Origin of the sequence: Mycobacterium sp. shizuoka-1 (assembly GCF_002723835.1) — a bacterium.
In the GTDB taxonomy this organism is placed as follows: Bacteria; Actinomycetota; Actinomycetes; order Mycobacteriales; family Mycobacteriaceae; genus Mycobacterium.
This window is the reverse complement of the sequence record NZ_BEWG01000057.1, coordinates 88,214-109,862: the sequence shown is the minus strand read 5'-3', so window position 1 is coordinate 109,862 and position 21,649 is coordinate 88,214. Positions and strand designations below refer to the sequence as shown.

23 protein-coding genes and 1 pseudogene are annotated in these 21,649 nt (G+C 68.0%); 5 read left to right on the top strand and 19 right to left on the bottom strand.

The window, feature by feature from the left end; translation table 11 throughout:
• Positions 1-139 (bottom strand): annotated as a pseudogene (locus MSZK_RS33065) (AraC family transcriptional regulator); the annotation flags it as partial.
• Between the two features lie 180 nt (positions 140-319).
• On the opposite strand from MSZK_RS33065, the gene MSZK_RS17330 reads away from it, so the two are divergent.
• Both MSZK_RS17330 and MSZK_RS17325 read left to right on the top strand, forming a co-directional pair.
• A complete protein-coding gene (locus MSZK_RS17330) occupies positions 320-1,678 on the top strand; it encodes a deoxyribodipyrimidine photo-lyase (protein WP_099249920.1) in 1,359 nt (452 codons plus the stop codon).
• A gap of 57 nt (positions 1,679-1,735) precedes the next feature.
• Positions 1,736-1,990 carry a DUF2631 domain-containing protein gene (locus MSZK_RS17325; protein WP_099249919.1) on the top strand — a complete coding sequence of 85 codons (255 nt, stop codon included), beginning with the start codon at positions 1,736-1,738 and terminating at the stop codon, positions 1,988-1,990.
• A gap of 77 nt (positions 1,991-2,067) precedes the next feature.
• On the opposite strand, the gene rlmN is transcribed toward MSZK_RS17325, so the two are convergent.
• From rlmN to MSZK_RS17295, 6 genes are all read right to left on the bottom strand, one after another.
• Complete coding sequence (rlmN, locus tag MSZK_RS17320; protein WP_099249918.1) at positions 2,068-3,159, bottom strand: 23S rRNA (adenine(2503)-C(2))-methyltransferase RlmN; 1,092 nt, start codon at positions 3,157-3,159, stop codon at positions 2,068-2,070.
• Positions 3,160-3,184: 25 nt separating this feature from the next.
• Entirely contained in the window at positions 3,185-4,051 is an 867-nt protein-coding gene (locus MSZK_RS17315) for a phosphatidate cytidylyltransferase (RefSeq protein ID WP_099249917.1), read from the bottom strand.
• A 23-nt stretch (positions 4,052-4,074) separates the two neighbouring features.
• A complete protein-coding gene (frr, locus tag MSZK_RS17310; RefSeq protein WP_099249916.1) occupies positions 4,075-4,632 on the bottom strand; it encodes a ribosome recycling factor in 558 nt (185 codons plus the stop codon).
• Positions 4,633-4,784: 152 nt separating this feature from the next.
• On the bottom strand, positions 4,785-5,540 hold the full coding sequence (gene pyrH, locus MSZK_RS17305; RefSeq protein ID WP_199203375.1) for a UMP kinase: 756 nt from the start codon (positions 5,538-5,540) through the stop codon (positions 4,785-4,787).
• Positions 5,541-5,664: 124 nt separating this feature from the next.
• Complete coding sequence (locus tag MSZK_RS17300) at positions 5,665-6,018, bottom strand: Fe-S protein (RefSeq protein WP_099249915.1); 354 nt, start codon at positions 6,016-6,018, stop codon at positions 5,665-5,667.
• Between the two features lie 30 nt (positions 6,019-6,048).
• Positions 6,049-6,729: a class I SAM-dependent methyltransferase gene (locus MSZK_RS17295; protein ID WP_099249914.1), complete on the bottom strand. Its 681-nt coding sequence runs from the start codon at positions 6,727-6,729 to the stop codon at positions 6,049-6,051.
• Between the two features lie 46 nt (positions 6,730-6,775).
• Between MSZK_RS17295 and MSZK_RS17290 the strand changes: the two genes are divergently transcribed.
• Positions 6,776-7,195: a MarR family winged helix-turn-helix transcriptional regulator gene (locus MSZK_RS17290; protein ID WP_099249993.1), complete on the top strand. Its 420-nt coding sequence runs from the start codon at positions 6,776-6,778 to the stop codon at positions 7,193-7,195.
• Here MSZK_RS17290 and MSZK_RS17285 read toward each other — a convergent pair whose 3' ends face one another.
• From MSZK_RS17285 to rpsB, 9 genes are all read right to left on the bottom strand, one after another.
• Entirely contained in the window at positions 7,196-9,175 is a 1,980-nt protein-coding gene (locus MSZK_RS17285; RefSeq protein ID WP_099249913.1) for a primary-amine oxidase, read from the bottom strand. It lies immediately after the preceding gene.
• 6 nt (positions 9,176-9,181) lie between these two features.
• Positions 9,182-10,702 carry an APC family permease gene (locus MSZK_RS17280; protein ID WP_199203374.1) on the bottom strand — a complete coding sequence of 507 codons (1,521 nt, stop codon included), beginning with the start codon at positions 10,700-10,702 and terminating at the stop codon, positions 9,182-9,184.
• A 45-nt stretch (positions 10,703-10,747) separates the two neighbouring features.
• On the bottom strand, positions 10,748-11,470 hold the full coding sequence (locus tag MSZK_RS17275) for an ABC transporter ATP-binding protein (RefSeq protein WP_099249912.1): 723 nt from the start codon (positions 11,468-11,470) through the stop codon (positions 10,748-10,750).
• A gap of 2 nt (positions 11,471-11,472) precedes the next feature.
• Positions 11,473-12,039, bottom strand: coding sequence for an ABC transporter permease (locus MSZK_RS17270; protein WP_099249911.1), 567 nt, complete (start codon positions 12,037-12,039; stop codon positions 11,473-11,475).
• A complete protein-coding gene (locus MSZK_RS17265) occupies positions 12,039-13,217 on the bottom strand; it encodes an ABC transporter permease (RefSeq protein WP_099249910.1) in 1,179 nt (392 codons plus the stop codon). Before MSZK_RS17265 ends, MSZK_RS17270 begins: the two co-directional genes overlap by 1 nt.
• 86 nt (positions 13,218-13,303) lie before the next feature.
• A complete protein-coding gene (locus MSZK_RS17260; RefSeq protein ID WP_099249909.1) occupies positions 13,304-14,740 on the bottom strand; it encodes an amidase in 1,437 nt (478 codons plus the stop codon).
• Positions 14,741-14,781: 41 nt separating this feature from the next.
• Positions 14,782-15,645: an LLM class F420-dependent oxidoreductase gene (locus MSZK_RS17255; protein ID WP_099249991.1), complete on the bottom strand. Its 864-nt coding sequence runs from the start codon at positions 15,643-15,645 to the stop codon at positions 14,782-14,784.
• A gap of 131 nt (positions 15,646-15,776) precedes the next feature.
• On the bottom strand, positions 15,777-16,592 hold the full coding sequence (tsf, locus tag MSZK_RS17250; protein WP_099249908.1) for a translation elongation factor Ts: 816 nt from the start codon (positions 16,590-16,592) through the stop codon (positions 15,777-15,779).
• Between the two features lie 21 nt (positions 16,593-16,613).
• Positions 16,614-17,438: a 30S ribosomal protein S2 gene (gene rpsB, locus MSZK_RS17245; RefSeq protein WP_099249907.1), complete on the bottom strand. Its 825-nt coding sequence runs from the start codon at positions 17,436-17,438 to the stop codon at positions 16,614-16,616.
• A gap of 296 nt (positions 17,439-17,734) precedes the next feature.
• Between rpsB and MSZK_RS17240 the strand changes: the two genes are divergently transcribed.
• Both MSZK_RS17240 and MSZK_RS17235 read left to right on the top strand, forming a co-directional pair.
• Entirely contained in the window at positions 17,735-18,250 is a 516-nt protein-coding gene (locus tag MSZK_RS17240; RefSeq protein WP_099249906.1) for a M23 family metallopeptidase, read from the top strand.
• Positions 18,251-18,261: 11 nt separating this feature from the next.
• Positions 18,262-19,689: a YdiU family protein gene (locus MSZK_RS17235; RefSeq protein ID WP_099249905.1), complete on the top strand. Its 1,428-nt coding sequence runs from the start codon at positions 18,262-18,264 to the stop codon at positions 19,687-19,689.
• A gap of 12 nt (positions 19,690-19,701) precedes the next feature.
• On the opposite strand, the gene MSZK_RS17230 is transcribed toward MSZK_RS17235, so the two are convergent.
• The 3 genes from MSZK_RS17230 to MSZK_RS17215 form a co-directional block, all read right to left on the bottom strand.
• Positions 19,702-20,622: a tyrosine recombinase XerC gene (locus MSZK_RS17230; protein WP_099249904.1), complete on the bottom strand. Its 921-nt coding sequence runs from the start codon at positions 20,620-20,622 to the stop codon at positions 19,702-19,704.
• Between the two features lie 63 nt (positions 20,623-20,685).
• The gene (locus MSZK_RS17225) at positions 20,686-21,084 is read right to left on the bottom strand and encodes a DUF5078 domain-containing protein (protein WP_233211365.1); all 399 of its coding nucleotides are present in this window, start codon (positions 21,082-21,084) and stop codon (positions 20,686-20,688) included.
• Positions 21,085-21,350: 266 nt separating this feature from the next.
• Entirely contained in the window at positions 21,351-21,644 is a 294-nt protein-coding gene (locus MSZK_RS17215; RefSeq protein ID WP_099249902.1) for a metal-sensitive transcriptional regulator, read from the bottom strand.
• Positions 21,645-21,649: the final 5 nt, after the last annotated feature.

Here is a 21,649-nt window from a genome sequence, read left to right as displayed (position 1 = left end):
GCGACGCCAGCAGCACCGTGTAATTCGCGCCGAAGTCGTTGGCGCGGGCGAAGATCTCCAGCGGTGCAGCGACGTCCTGCAGGGTCACCTTGTCGTACAGCGCGAACACCACGGTTCGCGAAGCAAGTGCGCCCCGCATCGCGTCCGGCTGCCCCCGGGAATCGTCGGCCACGTGTCGTATCGCCGCCCTTCGGTGATCGCCGACAGCGACGTTCGAGTGCTGGCGTGATGTGCCGCCGACTGTAGCGAGCCCCTGTTACCGCGAGGTTGCCATCCGATGTGGACTGCGTCGCCCGCCCGCACAGGGCAGCATGGACAGATGCCGTCCACACTGCTGTGGTTTCGCCGCGACTTGCGCCTGCACGACCTGCCGCCCCTGCTGGAAGCCGCCGGCGACGGCGCCGACGTGCTCGGCTGTTTCGTCCTCGATCCTCGGCTGGAGAAGTCCTCGGGGCCGCGTCGGCTGCAGTTCCTCGGCGATTCACTGCGTGCGCTCTCCGACGCTCTCGACGGTCGGCTGCTGATCACCCGCGGTCGCCCTGAGCAGCGGATTCCGCTGCTGTGCAAACAGATCGAGGCCGCCGAAGTCCACATCTCGGCCGACTTCAGCCCCTTCGGCACGCGCCGCGACCAGGCCGTCGCCGCCGCGCTCGCCGACGTCGGCGCACAGCTGCTGCCCACCGGTTCGCCGTACCTCGTCTCGCCGGGCCGAGTCACCAAGGACGACGGGACCCCCTACAAGGTGTTCACGCCGTACCTGGCCCGGTGGCGAGAGATCGGCTGGCGGGCGCCTGCCCAGTCGGCGACGGCCGCGGTGAACTGGATCGACCCGGCCGCGCTGCCGTCCGACTGGCGGGTGGCCGCCCCGGACCCGGGCGCCGATCTGGACATTGCGGCCGGCGAACCCGCCGCACTGCACCGCTGGGCGGAGTTCGTCGGCTCCGGCCTGGCCGACTACGCCGACGACCGCAACCGGCCCGACAAGCCGGGAATCAGCCGGATGTCGGCACACCTGAAGTTCGGCACGATCCATCCCCGGACCATGGCGGCAGACCTGGATTTCCGGTCCACCGGGCCGGCGGCCTACCTGCGGGAGCTGGCGTTCCGCGACTTCTACGCCGCAGTGCTGCACCAATGGCCCGACAGCGCCTGGCGGAACTGGAACCGCGGCTTCGACGCCATCGAGGTCGACTCCGGCGCCCACGCCGACGAGGCGTTCGAGGCGTGGAAGCAGGGCCGTACCGGCTTCCCGATCGTCGACGCGGGGATGCGCCAGCTGCGCGACTCCGGCTTCATGCACAACCGGGTGCGGATGATCGTGGCGTCCTTCCTGGTCAAGGATCTGCACCTGCCGTGGCAATGGGGAGCGCGGTGGTTTCTCGAGCAGCTGGTCGACGGCGATATCGCCAACAACCAGCACGGCTGGCAATGGTGCGCGGGCTCGGGGACCGACGCCGCGCCGTACTTCCGGGTGTTCAACCCGACCACGCAGGGCCAGAAGTTCGATCCGGCGGGTGATTACGTGCGACGGTGGGTGCCCGAGCTGGCCGGCCCCGAACTGGCCGGTGCCGACGTGCACAAGCTCAAGGGTGGCCGGCCGGCAGGCTATCCGGAGCCGATCGTCGACCACGCCGCCGAACGGGTCGAGGCGTTGCGACGCTACGGCCAGATCGGCTGAGCCGGCGCCGGGCGGGTGTGCCAGAATGGCGACACTTGCATTTCGACAGGAGCAGCAATGGTCAGCACTGAGGTGGAGCGCTACACAGAAGTCGACCCTGCCGACGTTCCCTCGGCCGCGTGGGGTTGGAGCAAGATCAACCCCCGCACCTGGCACGCCCTGGGCATCTTCATCACCCTGTTTCTGCTGGCGATGCTGCGCGGCAACCACGTCGGCCACGTCGAGGATTACGTGCTGATCGCGTTCGCGATCCTGGTGTTCGGCGCGACGGTCCGCGACTGGTGGGGCCGCCGCCGCGGCTGGATCCGCTAGACCCTTCGGCGTCGAGATCGACGTTTTGTAGCGATCTACTCGCACTTCTTGTGCGAAGTGTGGGTTTGGGCGCCTCGTTATCCGCTGGCGGCCAGCTGACCGCAGGCCGCCGCGATCTCTCGCCCGCGGGTATCGCGCACTGTGCACGACACCCCCTGGGCCCGCACCCGGCGGACGAACTCGCGCTCGGCGGGCTTGGGGCTGGCATCCCACTGGCTGCCGGGCGTGGGGTTGAGCGGAATCAGGTTGACGTGCGCCAGCGGACCCAGTGCGGAGTGCAGTTTCTTGCCCAGCAGGTCGGCCCGCCATGGCTGATCGTTGACGTCACGGATCAGCGCGTACTCGATCGACACCCGCCGGCCGGTCGCATCGGCGTAGTAGCGCGCGGCGTCCAGCACCTCGCTGACCTTCCAGCGGTTATTCACCGGCACCAGGGTGTCGCGCAGTTCGTCGTCCGGGGTATGCAGCGACAGCGCCAGCGTCACCCCGAGGTGTTCGTCGGCGAGCGTGCGGATCGCCGGTGCCAAACCGACGGTCGACACCGTCACCGAGCGAGCCGAGATCCCGAAGCCCTCCGGCGGCGCGGCCGTGATGCGCCGCACGGTGGCCAGCACCCGGTTGTAATTGGCCAGCGGCTCGCCCATCCCCATGAACACCACGTTCGACAGGCGCTCGCCGAACTCGTCGCGGCAGGTCACCGCCGCCGCCCGTACCTGCTCGAGGATCTCGGCGGTGCTCAGGTTGCGGGTCAGCCCGCCCTGCCCGGTCGCGCAGAACGGACACGCCATGCCGCAGCCGGCTTGCGACGAGATGCACACCGTGTTGCGGTTCGGGTAGCGCATCAGCACCGACTCGAACGTGGTGCCGTCGTGGGCGCGCCACAACGTCTTGCGGGTCTCCCCCGCATCACACTCGATCTCCTTGGCGACGGTCAGCAGCGTCGGAAACAGCGCCTCGCCGACGGCGTCGCGGACCGCCGCGGGCAAATCGGTCATCTGCTGCGGGTCGGCCAACAGCCGCCCGTAATACTGCGCAGCCAGCTGCTTGGCCCGAAACGCCGGCAGCCCGAGCTCGGCCACCGCGGCGGCGCGCCCCTCGGCGTCCAGGTCGGCGAGATGCCGCGGCGGTAATCCACGCCGCGGGGCCTCAAAGACGAGCTCTTGTTTCATCACGTCCAGTATCGCGGACGCGCGCTCACGCGAGCAGCGTCAGGACGATCCAGCCGGCGACCGCCGACGGCAGCATCGCGTCGATGCGGTCCATGATGCCGCCGTGGCCGGGCAGCAGCGTGCCCATGTCCTTGATGCCCAGGTCGCGTTTGACCTGCGACTCGACCAGGTCGCCGAGCACACCGGTGATCACCAGCATCAACCCGAGCGGCAGGCCGACCCAGGCGGGCTTGTGTAGCAGGAAGGTGACGGAAAGCACGGCCGCGGTGATACCGAACAGCAACGAACCGCCCAGGCCCTCCCACGACTTCTTCGGGCTGATCGCCGGCGCCAGCAGGTGCTTGCCGAACAGCACACCGGCGATGTAACCGCCGATATCGGCGAACACGACGGTGGCGATCACGATGAAGACCCGGGCCCCGCCGTTGTCCTGGAAGATCAGCAGAGCGGTGAAGCTCGCGAACAGCGGCACCCAGGTGGCCAGCAGGACCGTGGCAGCGATGTCGCGCAGGTAGTTGACCGGCTGCTCACGCAACCCCTGACCGACCAGGCGCCACACCATGGCCACCACGATCGTGCCGCCGTAGGCGCCCAGGGTGCCCGCGACGCCCCATGGCCAGGCCAGCCAGATCATCGCCTGACCACCGATGAGCAGCGGCACCACCGGCATCGCGTAGCCGTGCTCGCGCAGCCGGCGGACCACCTCGTGCGTGGCGATCGCGATGGCGCTCGCCAGCAGCGGCAACCACCATTTGGGCGCGAACAGCAGGCTGCCGATCGCCAGGGCCCCCAGCACGACGCCGACGGCGATGGCGGCGGGCAGGTCCCGCCCGGCGCGCGAGCTCTTCGGCGCTGGCTGCGCGGCCGCGCCGCCGGTATTGGTGTCCGCCACTTCGATGCGTTGCTGAGGGGTGACTACACCTCCAGCAATTCGCCTTCCTTGTGCTTGACCAGTTCGTCGATCTGACTGACGTAGGTATGGGTGGTCTTGTCGAGGTCTTTCTCCGCCCGGCCGACCTCGTCCTCGCCGGCCTCGCCGTCCTTCTTGATCCGGGCCAGCTCCTCCATCGCCTTGCGGCGGACGTTGCGCACCGACACCTTGGCGTCCTCGCCCTTGGATTTGGCCTGCTTGACCAGGTCCCGGCGCCGCTCCTCGGTCAGCTGCGGGATCGACACCCGGATGATGGTGCCGTCGTTGGTGGGGTTGACGCCCAGATCGGAGTGGCGGATGGCGTCCTCGATCGCACGGAGCTGCGAGGCCTCGTAGGGCTTGATCACGACCATCCGCGCCTCGGGCACGTTCACGCTGGACAGCTGGGTGATCGGAGTCGGCGTGCCGTAGTAGTCGACGACGACGCGCGCGAACATGCCCGGGTTGGCTCGCCCGGTCCGGATGGACGACAAGTCGTCGCGGGCGACCGCGACGGCCTTCTCCATTTTCTCCTCGGCATCGAAGAGTGCCTCTTCGATCATTCGCCACTCCTCCTCATCGCTTCGCTCTGCATCGTCGCCGGCGGGATCATTCGCCGCTCCTCTTCATCGCTTCGCTCTGCATCGTCGCCGGCGGGATCATTCGCCGCTCCTCTTCATCGTCATCGCTTTGCTTCGCTCCGCCGTCGGCAAGATCAACCGCTGACCAGTGTCCCGATCTTCTCACCTGCGACCGCCCGGGCGATATTCCCGGCGGTGAGCAGGTTGAACACCAGGATCGGCATGCCGTTGTCCATGCACAAACTGAAGGCGGTGGCATCGGCCACCTGCAGACCGCGGTCGAGCACCTCGCGATGGGTGATCTCGGTGATCATCTCGGCGTCGGGATGCTGCCGCGGGTCGGCGGTGAACACCCCGTCGACCGCCTTGGCCATCAGCACGATGTCGGCACCGATCTCCAGCGCGCGCTGCGCAGCGGTGGTGTCGGTGGAGAAGTACGGCAGCCCCATGCCGGCGCCGAAGATCACCACCCGGCCCTTCTCCAGATGACGAACCGCGCGCAGCGGGATGTAGGGCTCGGCTACCTGCCCCATGGTGATGGCCGTCTGCACCCGGGTGGCGATGCCTTCCTTCTCCAGGAAGTCTTGCAGCGCAAGGCTGTTCATCACAGTCCCGAGCATGCCCATGTAATCCGACCGGGTGCGCTCCATCCCCCGCTGTTGCAACTGGGCGCCGCGGAAGAAGTTGCCGCCGCCGATCACCACGGCGACCTGAACACCGCTGCGCACCACTTCGGCGATCTGGCGGGCCACCAGGGCGACGACGTCGGGGTCCAGCCCGACCGACCCGCCGCCGAACATCTCTCCGCCGAGCTTGAGCAGCACCCGTCGGTAGTTGGGTCGCACGTGCTGGGTCGCCTCGGCGCCGTTGCTACCGGCCATCTCCCCCATCAGACTCCTCGGACTAGTCGGACTCCTGGCATGAGAGTGCCATCCCGGCGACATTCGGGACGGCACTTCCATCCTGCCTCATCGCCGAGACCGGCGAATGCCCGGGTAATGCCTGGTGCGCGCCTCACCACAACACGGCGATGGCGGCCGCGGCCAGTGACAAGACACCCACCGAGACGAAGAGCGGCCGCGGCACCGGCTGCCCGGTACGCCGCTGGCGGGCATTGCCCATCCCGAGCAGTCCGCCGAGCACCACCAGAATCGCCAGCTTGACCCCGATCTTGGGGTAGTTCAGGGCAATTCCCGCCGGCCAGGGTGCGGCCAGGGCGAGCCCGGTGAGCAACGAGATCAGCAGTCCGTAGTCCATCACCCGGGTGGTACGGAATCTGCGGGCCGTCGCCTCGGCCACCCATGCCCCGAACGTGGCCGCGAAGCCGACGATGTGCAGCAACACGACTACGTTGCGTAGTAGTTCCATGGCGTCAGCGTACGACAGCCCGGCCGGTTGTCAGCCGAGATGCGCCGACAGCAGCCAGGCCGGCATCGACTTGCGGCCCTTCGGCTCATCGCGCAGGTCCGCGCCGGCGAACTCCACCATCGACGCCATCTCCTGCGGCATGTTGGCATGGATGCGGGCGGGGCGGATTTCGTCGATCACCCAGTACGGTTCGACGGCGGCGCGCAATTCGTCGGCGGTGACGGGATGGGCCGGGCCATTGGCAGGCATGCTGCCGGCGTCGAAGACCAGCACGAAATAGGACGCACCCGGCGCGGCGGCGCGCACGATCGACCGCTGATACCCGTCGCGGGCCTCCACCGGCATCGAGTGGAACAGCGTCGAGTCCACGATCGTGCCGAACCGGCCGTCGTAGCCGCCGAAGTCGCTGATGTCGGCGACCTCGAAACTGGCGGTGGTCACGCCGCGTCTGGCCGCCTCCGCCCGCGCGAGTTCGATCGCGGTCGGCGACAAGTCCAGCCCGACGGTGGTGAAACCGCGCTCGGCGAGATGCAGCGAGACCGCCGCCTCACCGCAGCCGGCGTCGAGGACGTCACCGTGGAACTTGCCCTGCTCGATGAGGGCGGCGATTTCCGGCTGCGGCTCGTCGATGCTCCACGGCGGGCGGAAGCCCTCGAACTCCGGAGCCGCGCGCCGGTAGGCCGAATCAAAGAGATCGTCAGGTGTGCTCATCTCTCCACAGGTATCAACCGTGTTGATATATGTCAACATCATTGACATGACGGGACCGGGTGACGAACCACTGGGCTATTTGTTGTATCGGGTCACCTCTGCGCTGCGGGCCGAGGTGTCCACCGCGCTCGGCGACGTCGACCTGTCGTTCCCGCAGTACATCTGCATGCGGGTCCTGTCGAAGTTCGGCGACCGCAGCAACGCCGAACTGGCCCGCGACATCGGGGTCTCCCCACAGGCGATGAACATGGTGCTGCGCAGCCTCGAAGAGCGCGGGCTGGTGACCCGCCCGGCCAGCGTGGCTTCGGGGCGCTCGCTGCCGGCCACGCTGACCCGTGCCGGAACGGACACCCTGGAACGCACCGACGCCGGCGTGCGCGCCGCCGAGCAGCGGCTACTGGCCGGCCTGAACGCCGAAGAGCGGCGAGAATTCCGCAGAACTCTCGCCGCTCTCGGTCAGCCGTGACTAGTGGTGGGAATGGCAGCCCTTCGGCGGTGACGGCGGGACGTCGAGCGCCGGGTTCCCGTCGAAGAACCCGACCGGCTTCATCTTGAATCCGGTGTAGTGGCAGGGCATCACCGGCCAGTCCTCCGGGCACACGATGTGATGGGCGCCGACGGTGTACCAGAGCACGACGTCGGTGTTCTCCAGTGGCGCGTCGTCGGCCACGTACTGCGGCAGGCCCTGCGCCTCGGTGCACTGGTACATGTAGTCACCGGCGGCGAACTTCTCGGCCGGGTCGTACTTGGTCACCCACAGGTTGTGCTGGACGAAACGGGCCCGGTCGTAGATGTAGGACCCCTCCTGCACCATCACCGGCACCGGATCGCGTGGCATGAGCTTGTAGCCCACCTCGGCGCCGAGCTCGTTGACCTTCGACGGGTTGGTGACCTTCCAGTACCGGCCGGTCTGCCAGTTCCAGTCCCGAGCCCCCTCGGCCTCCGAGGCCACCAGCGTGTCCTTGGCGATCCAGGCGTTGTGGTGCGGATTGAGCTCGGGTTCGGGTTCGACCACCGAATCCACCTCGTACACACTGTTGTTCGGGCCGTCGATGCTCATGTCCAGCCGGAAGTTGAAGAAGTGCTGATGGTTGGGTCCGTAGATGCCGGGCGCGACGAGCTTGCCCCAGCGTGGCTTCTCCCCTTCCGGAATCGAGCCCGTGGTGAGCACCCCGGAGAGCTTGACCTCCATCTCGATCGAGGCGTCGTTGTACAGGTACCAGAAGAACCCGTACTCGTAGTTGCCCACCGTGCAGATCATCGAGATCACCAGCCGCCGCGACCGGCGCACCTCGACCTCGCCGGTGCGGAAGTCGGTGTGCTTCCAGGAGATCCCGTAATCCTCCTCGTGCATGCAGATGGCGTTCGGAATCGTCACGGCGTTGCCGTCCGAATCGTGCACAGTGCCGTCGAAGTAGAAGATCTCGCCCAGACAGTCACAGCCCAGCGTCAACGGGTTGGCCGAGAAACCCATCCCGACCTCGCCCATGTCGAACACGTTCTTGTTCCAGTGCGTCGGCGACGTGTCGCCGTAGGGCACCACCATCTCCGACAGCGCCGCCCGGTACATGATCGGGCGCACCGTGCCACGGTCGTTGTAGGTGATCTCGTGCAGGGTCAGTCCCTCGCGGGGATTGAAGCCGACCCGCAGAGACCACTTCTGCCACTGCACCTTCCAGCCGTCGACGGTGAAGCTCGGCCCGTCCGGCTGGGTGATGTCGATGGTCTTGACATCGTCGCGGAATTCGGTGAACGCCGGCCGGTTGTTCTCGTCGAACATGAACTGGGCCGAGTAGTTACCCGCCTTCGGCGGCAGCGGCACCACCCCGTGATCCTCGACGTCGAGCACCGTCATCGAGTCCAGGTCGAAGGTGACGATCACGCCTTCGACCGGACGCGCGTAACCATGCTCGGAGGGTGCCGCCCGCATGAAGGTCAACGGCCGGCAGATCAGCGGTGAGTTGTCGTAGTGGTCCTGCGCGCCGTAGTAGCCGGCCGGCCACGGGTCGATCATCGCCAGGTCGAAGTCGGTGATGCCGCGCTTGCGCATCGCCTCCTGCCACCGCGGGTCGGCGCGGACCACCTCCTCCACGCCGGTCATGTGCTCGACCAGATAGGACGGGAAGCGGCCCGGGATCGCCGTCCAGGTCTCCACCACGCGAGCGCCGATGTCGACGACCGATTCGTAGATCATCTTGGCCGCCGGGTCGTACATCGTGATGAACGCCCGCCGCGGCACGTCGGACATCGACTCGAAGGTCAACTGCGGGTTCTTCTCCGGCTCGGCGAGCTGGATCATCACGAACTTCAGTGTCGGACTGGTGTACTCGGACGCCTTGACGACGGCAGCGGCCGCCTCGATCTCGGCACCGCTCAACGGGTCGAGCGGGTAACACGCACGGTCGTCGGTGATCGCCGTGCTCAGCACGGTGCTGTCCATGGTCATATCGAGCTAAACCGCCTCAGGGCTAGGTGTATCGGACTTCTTGAGATCGAGCACGGCCAGGTGGGCCAGTGCGTCTTCGGAATTCATCTTGTGCGCGGAGCGGCGGCCGAAGACATAGACGACGACGCCGAGCGCGATCATCCCCAGTGAGATGCCGCCCGTCCACACCATCCAGGTGCTGTCCGGAACGTCCTTGATCCAGGACTTGGCGAACGAGTAGTAGACACCGCCGATGGTGCCGATCGTGCCGACCACGACGGTGATCCACACACCGACCGTGCCGCCGGGGATCCGCCAGAACTTCTCGGTGGCGTAGCGGTCGGCGTACTTCTTGCGGGCGATGATGACTGGGAACAGGAAGAAGAACCCGGAGACCAGCCAGACGGTGGACAGGCCGCCCTGCAGGAACACCGTGACGTTGGCCATGCTGCTCTGCGAATACAACCCGACCAGGATCAGCGACGACAGCACGCCCTGGATCAGGATGGCGGTCACCGGGTTACGGGTGCGCGGGTTGAGGTGGGTGAAGATCCGCGGCAGATGGCGCTCCAGGCCCGAGACGAAGATGAGCCGGGAGTAGGTGACCTGATAGGTCATCAGCGCGACGAACACGATGCCGGCCAACACGATTGCGCAGACTTCCATCACACCCTTGGGCGCGGCGGTGCCCAGCATGCCGATGACGCCGGTGACCGGATCGATCTGGTCGGACGGCAGCACCATCATGGTGCCCAGCGTGGTCAGCAGGTAGATCGCGACCAGCGCCGCCGACCCCCAGATGACCATCTTCGGGCCGCTCTTGCGCACCGAGAGGAACTCCGCGCCCATGTTGTACGGCGTCTCGACACCGAGCAGGTACAGCAGCACGGTGCCGTACAGGAAGCCGGCCCCGGCGAAGTCGGGCACCGTGGCCGCTTCGATGCTGAACGGCGTTCCCGATCCGTTGCGGATCGCATAGATCAGCCCGGACACGAAGATGACCGCGGTCAGCACGCCGTAGACCACGAACACGATGTTCATGACGCGCTGGTTGGCCGCCAACTTCGCCAGCGACAGACCGATCACGCCCCACAGGATCGCCACCTGCAGGATGATGGACAGCGTCAGGCCGAGCTCGGCGTGGAAGGCCAGCAGCAGGAACTGCAGGATGATCGCCGGCGAGGATGCGGCGTTGAGGATCACCGGGATCCACGACAGGTAACCGCCGATGAAGCCCCAGGTCTCACCCATGGTGCGGGTGGCCCAGATGTACACACCACCTTGGCCGGGCCACAGGTTGCCCAGTTCGGCGACCGCCATACCCGCGGGCACCAGGAACGTCAGGATGCCCAGCACCCACATCGGAATCGCGGTCCAGCCGCCTGCTGCCATCACCGACGATCCGGTCAACCAGCAGATGATGAAGACATAGGTGGCGACCAGGCCGTAGGTGGTCATCACCTTGGGCAGAATCTGCTCAGGGACGAGTTCTGTGGTCAGAAGCTTGTCACGCTGAGCCGACGCTGGCGCCTCGAGTTCTTGCGTCATACGTGTACTCCCAATCCCGTTAGGGGCAGTTGATTCCTGCTTGGGTCAATTGATGATCTGTCCGTCTCTCATCCGGACAACACGGCTCGCTTCGTCGGCCACCGTGGGATCGTGGGTGCTGGCAACCACGGTGACGCCCAGCGTCGAACACAGGTCGCGCAGCATGCGCACCACCGTCTCCCCCGTGCGGTGGTCGAGATTGGCGGTCGGCTCGTCGGCGAGCACCAGCGTCGGGTTGCTGATCAGTGATCGCGCGATCGCGGTCCGCTGCTGTTCCCCGCCGGACATCTTGGTCGGCTGATGATGCACCCGGTGACTCAGGCCCACCAGATCGAGCAGCTCCAGCGCCCGCTGTCGTAACGACTTGCGGTCGTAGGGCTCGAACATCAGTGGCAGCTCGACGTTTTCGACCGCCGACAAGAACGGGATCAGGTTGTAGCTCTGGAAGATGAAGCCGATGGTGTCGTGGCGCAGCGCGGCGAACTGGCTCTCGGTGAGCCTGGCGGTGTCCTGTCCGGCGATGAGCACCGAGCCTTTGGTCGGCCGGTCCAGGCCGCCGATGATGTTCAGCAAGGTGGACTTTCCGCTGCCGCTGGGGCCCATCAGGCAGACGAATTCGCCTGGCATGACAGTAAGTTCGGCGGCGATCAGCGCCTTGACCACCTCGTCGCCCAATTTGTGCAGCTTCCACACGTCGCTGATCTCGATCACCGGGGACGGCTCGGGCGCCGGTGCTTGCAGCGGGGTGGCGTCTTCGACTGCGGTCATGTCTAGCCTCCGGTCGACAGGGAACGGATGGGAGGACGCGACGCTGCGTTCCAGGTGGGCACGATGCTGGTGGCCAGGGCTGCGGCGATGCTGACCACGACGGCGATCGCCGCACCGAGGCCGAGACCGGCCGGTGAGACCCCGGTGGGAACCACCCCGAGCGCGCCCAGCACGATCGCGGTGAGCGCAGCCAGCACCACGCCGGCCAGCGCGCCGAGGACGGCGGTGAGCGCCGGTTCGACCAATAGTGCTGCGACGACGGGCCGGCGCCGCACACCGGTGGCCCCCAGCACCCCGAGTTCGCGGGTGCGGTGGGCGATGGTGCGGGTGGTGGCGACGGCCACCTCGACGACGCCGACCAGCAGCACGGTGATGGCGATCAGGATGACCGCCCGGCCGATTTCGGCGGCGTGGCCCAACGATGCGGACTGGGCCTGGATCCCCGCGGACATCCCGAACACGATGACCACGAGGAAAGCTCCGGTGGCGGTGGTGACGATCGGCAGCACCATCTCGCGGACCCGCCGCCGCGCAGACAGCCAGCCGTAGGACAGTCCGAACTTGATCATCAGCGCGCTCCGAGCAGGTCGACGGGGCGGTTCTGCAGCAGCCGGTGCACCGGGATCAGCGCGCCGACGATCGACATCGCCGGCAGGAAGCCCGCCACCATGCCCGCCGCCTGCAACCAGGCGATCGGGGTGGCGATACCCGGAATCACCAGCCACACAGCGATTCCCGCGGCCGCCACCCCCAGCACGTAGGCCGCCACGAAGACGACGGCGGACTCCACCAGGAAGAAGTAGAGCACCTCGTCGGCCAGCCCGATGCTGGACATGATGCCGAATTCACGTCGGCGTTCCTGCACTGCGGCCAAGAACGAGGACACCGCGATGATGAAGCCGAGCACCAGCCCGATGATCGAGATGATGCCGAGGGTGGAGCTGGTGACCTTTCCGGAGAACAGAGCTGAGTATTTCTGGTCGAAGGTCAGCGGGCCGGTGCCGCCGACGGTGTCATAGATCAGACCGGCTCCGGCGGGATCCGGTTTGACCGATGGGTCCGGCGTCGAGGGCAGGCCCACTGCCGCGCCGAACGTGCTGCCCAGGGCGCGGCTCTTCTCCTGACCGGCCGGCGGGTAGACCGTCCACCATCCGTTGTCGCCGACGATGCGCTGGGCCAGCGGTGACGACACCGTCACCGATTGCCCGTCACCCGCCACCTGCGCCGCGAGATCCTGCCCGCCGACCGTGATCCGGTCGCCGTCGTGCACGCCCAGCCGCTGCGCTACTCCTGAACCCAAAACAGCTTTCCCAGTTGGGGTTTCATCAGTCCCGCGCACCGACACCGGCGTGCCGTCGATGTCCGCGGTTCCGGACAGCGTCTTGATCGCCCGCCACCCCTCAGGGAGGTCGATCGCGGGCGCCGGACCATCGGCGACAAGCGCCTGAACGGTGCTGTCGTAGTGCACGCCGGCGGCAGGTACCGCCCACAGCGCGGCGCCACCGAGCACGTCGGTCACCGAGTCCGCGCCGGTGATGGCGAAGCTCGACGAGATCGTGCGCACCACCGTCACACAGGTCAGGGCCAGTGCGATACCGAGAACAGACAACACAAATCGCTCGGGCCGCCGACGAATGTTCGCCCACGCAAACCGGAGAAGACACACAATGGTGTTGTTCCCCGAAGAGGTGGCGATCGCCGATGGTCGCGAAATCGTTGTGGAGGCAGAGGTTTCCACACCGAACATATTCCGGCTGCCCTGTTTCGCGGACCGAAGCCGCTGATGTCGGGCCGGTTAAGTGAACACCCGCGCTGTTAAATCAAGGTATCCACTCAGGGCTCGCGGGAACCTTCCGACACCTGTGGGGCGGTGTCGATGCGCGGCCACGGATTGGCGGCCTCGAGTTCGAAGGCGAGCTCCAGCAGCCGGCGTTCATGCCCGATCGGGGCCGACAACATCATGCCCACCGGCATCCCGGACGCGGATCGGGCCAGCGGCAACGAGATTGCCGGCTCCCCCGTCACATTCTGCAGTGGCGTGAACGCGACCCAGTCGACCAGTCGGTCGATGATCTGCCGATAGTCCGCGGTGGGGTCCAGGTGTCCGATGCGCGGAGTCTCCTCGGCCAGCGTCGGCATCAGCAGTACGTCGTAGGTGCTGTAGAGCCGTGCGGTGACTCGCCGCAGCCGGCGCAACCGGGTGATCGCCACCGGCATCTTGTGCAAGTTCCGGCTGGCGTGGCGGTCGAGTCCCAGCGTGAGGTTGTCCAGCTTGGCCTTGTCGAAGCTCTCCCCGAAGGTCCGCTGACCGGTGCGCACCAGCGTCATCGCCAAAAGTGCCCAATACAAGAGGAAGTCGTCGACGAAGTAACTCGGCACCGGGTTGCGGTCGAGGTATTCGACGTTGTGACCCAGGCCCGCAAGCAGTTCGGCGGTCTGCAGCGTGCGCTCGCGAATACTCGGGGCAGCCTGCCGGTTCACCGACTGGGTGACGACGGCGACTCGCAGCCGAGCGGCGCCCGGGCCGGTGACCGCTCCGATCGGCTCCAGCCGACGGTTGCGCCAGACGCGTTCGGCTTCCCGGTAGAAGGCCGCGGTGTCGCGCACGGTGCGGGTCAGCACACCGTCGTTGACGATGCGCACCGGCATCTGGCGGGACATCTTGTCCAGCGGCAGCCGCCCGCGGGACGGCTTGAGGCCGACCAGGCCGTTGCATGCAGCCGGGATGCGGATGGAGCCACCACCGTCGTTCGCGTGCGCGATGGGCACCACACCGGCGGCCACGAACGCCCCCGAGCCCGACGATGACGCCCCGGCGGTGAAGTCGGTGTCCCACGGGTTGCGCACCGCACCCAGGCGGGGATGCTCGGCCGAGGCGCTGAACCCGAACTCCGAGAGCTGGGTCTTGCCCAGCGGCACCAGGCCGGTGGACAGGAAGAAGTCGGCGAACTCCCCGTGGGCCGGTAGCGGACGCGGATCCCAGGCGTCGGTGCCCTGCATCGTCGGCATGCCCTCGACGTCGACGTTGTCCTTGATGAACGTGGGCACCCCGGCGAAGTAGCCGCGGCCGCCGGCCCGGGCGCGAGCCAGCGCCCGGTCGAAGGTCGCGTGCGCCAGACCGTTCAGGAGCGGGTTGACCGCCTCGGTGCGGGCGATCGCGGCCTCGACGAGCTCCGGGGCAGATACCTTTCCGGTCCGCAGGGCGTCGACCAGGGCTACCGCATCCAGGTCACCGAGCGCGTCGTCGCCGAAGGCGTGCACATATTGCATTCACCCGACGCTAGCAGGCACGTGTGCAATAACCGCCCGGCTCACCGAGGAAGATCAGCCGCCACGGCCGCCAGGGCCGCCAGGTGGGCGTCGACGCCCTCCAGACCGGCGCCCATCGTGTTGATCGAGACATGGGTGGCCCCGGCCGCCTCCCAAGCCGCGAGCTGCTCGCCCACCCGGTCGCGGCTGCGCGCCCAGTCGACCCGACCCTCCATGCCCAGCGCGGCCGGATCGCGGCCGGCGGCCACCGCAGCCCGCTCCACCGCATCGCGTGCCTGATCGAGTGCCGGTCCCGGCATCATCATCGGGAACCAGCCGTCGCCGAGGCGTCCCGCGCGCTCGTAGGCCCGGGCCGACGCGGCGCCGAACCACACCGGAATGGGTTGCTGGACCGGCAGCGGCGCCAGACCGGCACCGGTGATGGTGTGGTACCGGCCGGTCAGCGTGACGCTGGGTTCGGTCCACAGCCGGCGCATCACCTCGACCTGCTCCTGGCAGCGGCGTCCACGGGTGGCGAAGTCCTCGCCGAGCGCCTCGTACTCGACGGCGTTCCAGCCCAGCCCGACACCGAGGCGCAGCCGTCCACCGCTGAGCAGATCGACCTCGGCTGCCTGTTTGGCCACCAGGGCGGTCTGGCGCTGCGGCAGGATGATCACGCCGGTGACCAGCTCCAGCGCCGTCGTCACTGCCGCCAGATAGCCGAACATCACCAACGGTTCGTGGAAGGTGGTCGCGACGTCGTACGGTCCGGCCCAGCCCTGGTGTACGGCGGGATCGGCGCCCAGGACGTGGTCGTAGGCCAGGATGTGGGTGAACCCCAGTTCCTCCACCCGCTGGCCGTAAGCGCGGACGGCGCCGGCGTCGCCGCCGAGCTCGGTCTGCGGGAACGTGACTCCGATGCGCATGGTCTCATCCAACCGCATGCCGTCAGGGCGGCCGCGCCCGAGAATGGCAAAACCCCGCGCCTCCGGGATCGCCGGATGTGGCGCGGGGTTTTCCAATGGGTCGTTGGTGCGCGACCCAAGCTTGTGGCGGGTTAGGCCTGACCGACCTCGAACCGGACGAACCGCGTGACGGTCACGCCGGCCTCGTCGAGCAGCGCCTTGACGGTCTTCTTGCTGTCGGACACCGACGGCTGCTCGAGCAGCACGACGTCCTTGTAGAAGCCGGTCACGCGACCCTCGATGATCTTCGGCAGTGCCTGCTCGGGCTTGCCCTCGGCCTTGGCGGTCTCCTCGGCGATGTGGCGCTCGTTGGCCACGATGTCGGCGGGGACGTCCTCACGGGTGAGGTACTTGGCCTTGAGCGCGGCGATCTGCAGGGCCACGGCGTGCGCCGCGTCCTTGTCCGAGCCCTCGTACTCGACGAGCACACCCACGGCGGGCGGCAGGTCGGCAGCCCGCTTGTGCAGGTAGGCCTCGACGTTGCCGTCGAAGTACGCCGCACGGCGCAGCTCGAGCTTCTCGCCGATCTTGGCCGACAGCGCCGCGACGGCCTCTTCGACCGTCTTGTCGCCGATCTTGGCGGCCTTGAGGGCCTCCACGTCGGCTGCCTTGGCCGCCGCGGCAGCATCCACCACGTCGTTGGCCAGCTGCTGGAATTCGGCGTTCTTGGCGACGAAGTCGGTCTCGGAGTTGATCTCGATCAGCGCGCCGCCCTTGGCGGCGACCAGACCTTCGGCGGTGGCGCGCTCGGCGCGCTTGCCGACGTCCTTGGCGCCCTTGATGCGCAGCGCCTCGACGGCCTTGTCGAAATCGCCGTCATTCTCAGCCAGCGCGTTCTTGCAGTCGAGCATGCCCGCACCGGTGAGTTCCCGAAGCCGCTTGACGTCGGCAGCGGTGTAGTTAGCCATGTGGCCCTTCCTAGAAATAGATCAAGAAGCGTCAGTGGTGGTTTCAGCTGCGGCCGGCCCGGCGTCATTGGAGGTCGACGCAGTCGCGCTGGCCAGCAGTTCCTGCTCCCACTCGGCGAGCGGCTCGGCTGCGGCCTCTTGCTTGTCGCTGCCGGCACCCGAGCGGGCCTGCAGGCCCTCGGCCACCGCGGAGGCGATCACCTTGGTCAGCAGCGCCGCCGAGCGGATCGCGTCGTCATTGCCCGGGATCGGGTAGTTGACCTGGTCGGGATCGCAGTTGGTGTCCAGGATCGCGATAACCGGGATACCCAGCTTGATGGCCTCGCTGACGGCGAGGTGCTCCTTGTTGGTGTCGACGACCCAGATCGCCGAGGGCACCTTCTGCATGTCCCTGATACCGCCGAGGCTGCGCTCGAGCTTGTTCTTCTCGCGGGTCAGCATCAAGATTTCCTTCTTGGTGCGACCCTCGAAGCCACCGGTCTGCTCCATCGCCTCGAGTTCCTTGAGGCGCTGCAGACGCTTGTGCACGGTGGAGAAGTTGGTGAGCATGCCGCCCAGCCAGCGCTGGTTCACGTAGGGCATGCCGACGCGGGTGGCCTCGTCCGCGATGGACTCCTGAGCCTGCTTCTTGGTGCCGACGAACAGGATGCTGCCGCCGTGGGCGACGGTCTCCTTGACGAACTCGTAGGCCTGATCGATGTAGGTCAGCGTCTGCTGCAGATCGATGATGTAGATGCCGTTGCGGTCGGTGAAGATGAACCGCTTCATCTTGGGGTTCCAGCGCCGGGTCTGATGCCCGAAGTGCGTGCCGCTGTCGAGCAGCTGCTTCATGGTTACTACAGCCATGATTGGCCATACCTCTTTAGGTTGTCGGTTGTCGCCCGGCTCCGGGTGGAGCCAAGCCCTGGCGTCTGAGACATGCCGACCCGTCGTCGTAAACCCTCGGACGGGACCAACCGGCATGCGTGTGCAAGTCGACGTGGCGAACTTGCGGGACAGGCGCGCGAAGTCAACCCGCTCGCGCGAGTTGCGGATCAAAGTTTACACCGCCGCAACGGGTGCTTTGTCCACAGCGCCGCGCTGGTCCCCAGGACGGCCGGTGGGGACTGGCGGCGGGCCGGCGAAGCCGCTGAACTGCGGTGATGCGCGTCCTCACGGTGCTTGCGGTACTCGCGCTGCTGGGTGCCGGGGTCGGCCGGGCCGAATCGGGGCGACTGGCGTGGCCGCTGCGCCCTCCCCCGGTGATGACCAGGGCGTTCGATGCACCGTCACCGGACTGGCAGCGCGGCCATCGCGGGGTGGACCTGGCCGGGGTGCCCGGGCAGCCGGTGTATGCCACCGCATCGGCGACCGTGGTGTTCGCCGGCACGCTGGCCGGGCGTCCGGTGGTGTCGCTGGCCCATCCCGGCGGCCTGCGCACCAGCTACGAGCCGGTCGAAGCGCAGGTCGCGGTGGGGCAGCTGGTCGACTCCGCCAGCGTGCTGGGCCGGCTGGCCGCCGGGCACCAGGGGTGTCCGGTCGCCGCCTGCCTGCACTGGGGAGCGATGTGGGGTCCCGCGTCACGGGCTCAGTACGTCGACCCGCTGGGCCTGCTGGCCGCCACGCCGGTGCGCCTCAAACCCCTCGCAGCGCCGGGCGGCCCTGGTGCGCGTCCGTAGGCTGGACACCAATGAGCATCGCGCCCGGCCCCACCGTCGCGCTCGGCCATCGATTCGCCGCCGAGCTGCCCGAACTCGCGGTGCGCTGGCAGGCCGAACCGACTCCCGATCCCCGGCTGCTGGTACTCAACGAGCCGCTGGCCACCGAGCTGGGCCTCGATCCCGAGTGGCTGCGCGACCCCGACGGGATCGGTCTGCTCACCGGCACGCTGCTGCCGGCGCACGCGCAACCGGTCGCGCAGGGCTATGCCGGCCACCAGTTCGGTGGCTGGGTCCCCCGACTCGGCGACGGCCGCGCCCTGCTGCTCGGCGAGCTGGTCGACCCGCAGCAGAATCTGCGCGACCTCCACCTGAAGGGTTCGGGACGGACGCCGTTCGCCCGTGGCGGTGACGGGCTGGCGGCCGTCGGCCCGATGTTGCGCGAATACCTCGTCAGCGAAGCGATGCACGCGCTGGGTATTCCGACCACCCGTGCGCTCGCGGTCACCGCGACCGGCCGCCCCGTGCAGCGCGAGTCGCTGCTGGACGGCGCCGTACTGGCCCGGGTCGCAGCGAGCCACCTGCGCGTGGGCAGCTTCCAATACGTTGCCGCCGCAGGCGACCTCGCGCTGCTGCGCCGCCTCGCCGACCACGCGATCAACCGGCACTACCCGGCGGCCGCACAGGCGGACAATCCGTATCTGGCGCTGCTCCATGCCGTGGTGGCCGCCCAGGCGAACCTGGTCGCGCAGTGGATGCTGGTCGGGTTCATCCATGGCGTGATGAACACCGACAACATGACGATCTCGGGCGAGACGATCGACTACGGGCCGTGCGCCTTCATGGACGCCTTCGACCCGAAGACGGTGTTCAGCTCGATTGATTCGTGGGGCCGCTACGCCTTTGGCAACCAGCCGCCGGTGGCCGCGTGGAACCTTGCGCGCTTCGCCGAGACCTTGCTCCCGCTGATCGACGGCGACCAGGAGCGGGCCGTGGAGTCGGCGACCGCCGCGGTGCAGGAGTTCGGCCAGCTCTACACGGCGGCATGGTCGGCGGGCATGCGGCGCAAACTCGGGCTGGCAGGCGCGGCCGACGAGGCCGCTGCCGATCTCGTCGACGAGCTGCCCGAACTGCTCGACAGCGAGCGCGCCGACTACACGTCGTTCTTCCGGCGGCTCGCGCGCGACGACGCCGGACCGGCGTTCGAGGCGTGGGTTGCCCGCTGGCGCAGCCTGGATCCGGACGTCGAGGCGATGCAGCGGATCAATCCCGTCTACATTCCGCGCAATCACCTCGTCGAGGAAGCGTTGGCGGCCGCGACGACCGGCGATCTGGAACCCTTCGACCGGTTGCTCGGTGTGGTCAGTTCGCCGTATGACGAGCGGCCGGGCTTGCGGCGGTATGCCGAACCCGCCCCGGACGACTTCGGGCGTTGCTTTCAAACCTTCTGCGGCACCTAGATTTTCGCCGAATCAGGCCCGCGGGTGGGCCTGATCATGCACTGCCCGTAGCCGCGCCACGGTCACGTGGGTGTAGAGCTGCGTGGTGGCCAGCGACGAGTGGCCCAGGATCTCCTGAACGATGCGCAGGTCGGCGCCGCCTTCCAGCAGATGGGTTGCCGCGCTGTGCCGCAGGCCGTGCGGACCGATGTCGGGCGCCCCGTCGACAGCCGACACGGTCTGGTGCACGACAGTGCGGGCCTGCCGCGGGTCCAGCCGGCGGCCGCGGGGGCCCAGCAGCAGAGCGGGCCCGGAGTCGGGGGTGGCCAGAGCGGGCCGGCCGGCGCGCAGCCAGGCCGTCAGCGCGGCCAGCGCGGGCGCTCCGAACGGAACCGTGCGCTGCTTGTTGCCCTTGCCGAGCACCCGCAGCAGCCGGCGGCCGGTGTCGACGTCGTCGACGTCCAGGCCGCACAGCTCGCTGACCCGGATCCCGGTGGCGTAGAGCAGTTCGACGATCAGCCGGTCGCGCAGAGCCAGCGGATCACCCTCTTCGGCGCCGAGATCGGCGGCGGCCAGCGCGGCAAGCGCCTGGTCCTGACGCAGCACCGCGGGCAGTGTGCGGCGGGCTTTGGGCAGCTGCAGGCGAGCCGCCGGATCGTCGGAGAGCAGGCCGCGGCGGACCGCCCAGGCAGTGAATGTCTTGACCGCCGAGGTGCGCCGGGCCAGGGTCGTACGCGCTGCCCCGGCGGCCGACTGCGCGGCCAGCCACGACCGCAGGACCGGCAGGGTCAGACCCGCCAGCCCGGCACCGGGTGCGCGCTCGTCGAGGAAGGCGAACAGCGAGCGCAGGTCGGTCAGATAGGCCCGGCGGGTGTGCTCGGAACGGGCCCGCTCCAGCGCCAGATGCTCGGCGTAGTCGTCGAGGATCGCCGCGTAGTCGCCGGGATCGTGCACCCCGCCACGTTCCCATCGGTCTGCCGGACCGCGGCCGACCGACACGGGGCCGTGTCCTGGCTGTTACCAGCTCCAGACGGATTGGTCGTCGGCCGGATACCGGGCGCACACATCGGTGGATCGGGCCGCGACGCCCTTGTTGTTGAAGAACAGCTTGGCCCAGTTCGGCCACTGCCAGGACAACGGTTCGTAGAAGGCGTTGGTGGCGGTGTCGTGCGCGTACTGTCGGCGGCCGGCGTAATCCAGGGCGAAGAACCAGTGGATGCGATCCCGCACCGCCTGCTGCAGGTCGGCGGGCTTGTTGGCGTAGTCGATCAGGTAGCGCTCGTAGTACACCGGCCGCACGTCGCGCGCTGCGGCCATGATCTGCTCGGGCGTGCAGGAGGTCCGCAGGATGCGCTGCGGAATCGGATAGTCGTCGGTGGCATCGGCCGCGGCGACGGCGGAGCCCGCCGACAGCATCGCCGCCGCCGCCAGAACGACCGCCACACTCCGCAGCAGGGCGGCGCCGCGTCGCACCATGGCCATGGTTACTTCCTGCGCCGGAACGGATTCCAGCGTGAGGGTGGCATCTCGCTGGCGGCGTGCCCCCCACACCATTGCCCGGCGGGCACGCTGCGGCGCACGGCGTCGACGTGCATACCGCAGCCCGCCCACGTCGTCTTGCCGCACACCCGACAGTTCACCGCTCGACACATGCGTCTCTTCCTTTCCAACGGAGCTCGGCATCAGGCCAGGCTCAAGAACAATCTCTCCAGCTCGTCGATGGTCAGCTTCTGAGTCGCCGAGCCGGCGTCGTCCGACGGGTCGATGCACTCGCGCAGGCCGGTGGCGATGATCGTGAAGCCCGCGCGGTTCAAGGCTTTTGACACCGCCGCGAGCTGGGTGACGACATCTTTGCATCCGCGGCCGTCTTCGATCATCCCGATCACGCCGCCAAGCTGGCCGTGCACACGGCGCAGCCGGTTCAAGGTTGCCGCGACTGCGGCATCGCAGCGCGGCTGTTGATTCTCAACGTCCACGACGT

Bases quoted from the DNA above. Each gene is read 5' to 3' on its own strand.
- MSZK_RS17290 (WP_099249993.1), top strand. From the start codon at position 6,776: ATGACGGGACCGGGTGACGAACCACTGGGCTATTTGTTGTATCGGGTC.
- MSZK_RS17255 (WP_099249991.1), bottom strand. From the start codon at position 15,645: ATGCGCATCGGAGTCACGTTCCCGCAGACCGAGCTCGGCGGCGACGCC.
- MSZK_RS17275 (WP_099249912.1), bottom strand. From the start codon at position 11,470: ATGACCGCAGTCGAAGACGCCACCCCGCTGCAAGCACCGGCGCCCGAG.
- rlmN (WP_099249918.1), bottom strand. From the start codon at position 3,159: ATGAAACAAGAGCTCGTCTTTGAGGCCCCGCGGCGTGGATTACCGCCG.
- tsf (WP_099249908.1), bottom strand. From the start codon at position 16,592: ATGGCTAACTACACCGCTGCCGACGTCAAGCGGCTTCGGGAACTCACC.
- MSZK_RS17270 (WP_099249911.1), bottom strand. From the start codon at position 12,039: ATGATCAAGTTCGGACTGTCCTACGGCTGGCTGTCTGCGCGGCGGCGG.
- MSZK_RS17235 (WP_099249905.1), top strand. From the start codon at position 18,262: ATGAGCATCGCGCCCGGCCCCACCGTCGCGCTCGGCCATCGATTCGCC.
- MSZK_RS17300 (WP_099249915.1), bottom strand. From the start codon at position 6,018: ATGGAACTACTACGCAACGTAGTCGTGTTGCTGCACATCGTCGGCTTC.
- MSZK_RS17240 (WP_099249906.1), top strand. From the start codon at position 17,735: ATGCGCGTCCTCACGGTGCTTGCGGTACTCGCGCTGCTGGGTGCCGGG.
- frr (WP_099249916.1), bottom strand. From the start codon at position 4,632: ATGATCGAAGAGGCACTCTTCGATGCCGAGGAGAAAATGGAGAAGGCC.
- MSZK_RS17285 (WP_099249913.1), bottom strand. From the start codon at position 9,175: ATGACCATGGACAGCACCGTGCTGAGCACGGCGATCACCGACGACCGT.
- rpsB (WP_099249907.1), bottom strand. From the start codon at position 17,438: ATGGCTGTAGTAACCATGAAGCAGCTGCTCGACAGCGGCACGCACTTC.
- MSZK_RS17280 (WP_199203374.1), bottom strand. From the start codon at position 10,702: ATGACGCAAGAACTCGAGGCGCCAGCGTCGGCTCAGCGTGACAAGCTT.
- pyrH (WP_199203375.1), bottom strand. From the start codon at position 5,540: ATGGGGGAGATGGCCGGTAGCAACGGCGCCGAGGCGACCCAGCACGTG.
- MSZK_RS17325 (WP_099249919.1), top strand. From the start codon at position 1,736: ATGGTCAGCACTGAGGTGGAGCGCTACACAGAAGTCGACCCTGCCGAC.
- MSZK_RS17225 (WP_233211365.1), bottom strand. From the start codon at position 21,084: ATGCTGTCGGCGGGCTCCGCCGTCGCCGCGGCCGATGCCACCGACGAC.
- MSZK_RS17260 (WP_099249909.1), bottom strand. From the start codon at position 14,740: ATGCAATATGTGCACGCCTTCGGCGACGACGCGCTCGGTGACCTGGAT.
- MSZK_RS17330 (WP_099249920.1), top strand. From the start codon at position 320: ATGCCGTCCACACTGCTGTGGTTTCGCCGCGACTTGCGCCTGCACGAC.
- MSZK_RS17295 (WP_099249914.1), bottom strand. From the start codon at position 6,729: ATGAGCACACCTGACGATCTCTTTGATTCGGCCTACCGGCGCGCGGCT.
- MSZK_RS17265 (WP_099249910.1), bottom strand. From the start codon at position 13,217: ATGTTCGGTGTGGAAACCTCTGCCTCCACAACGATTTCGCGACCATCG.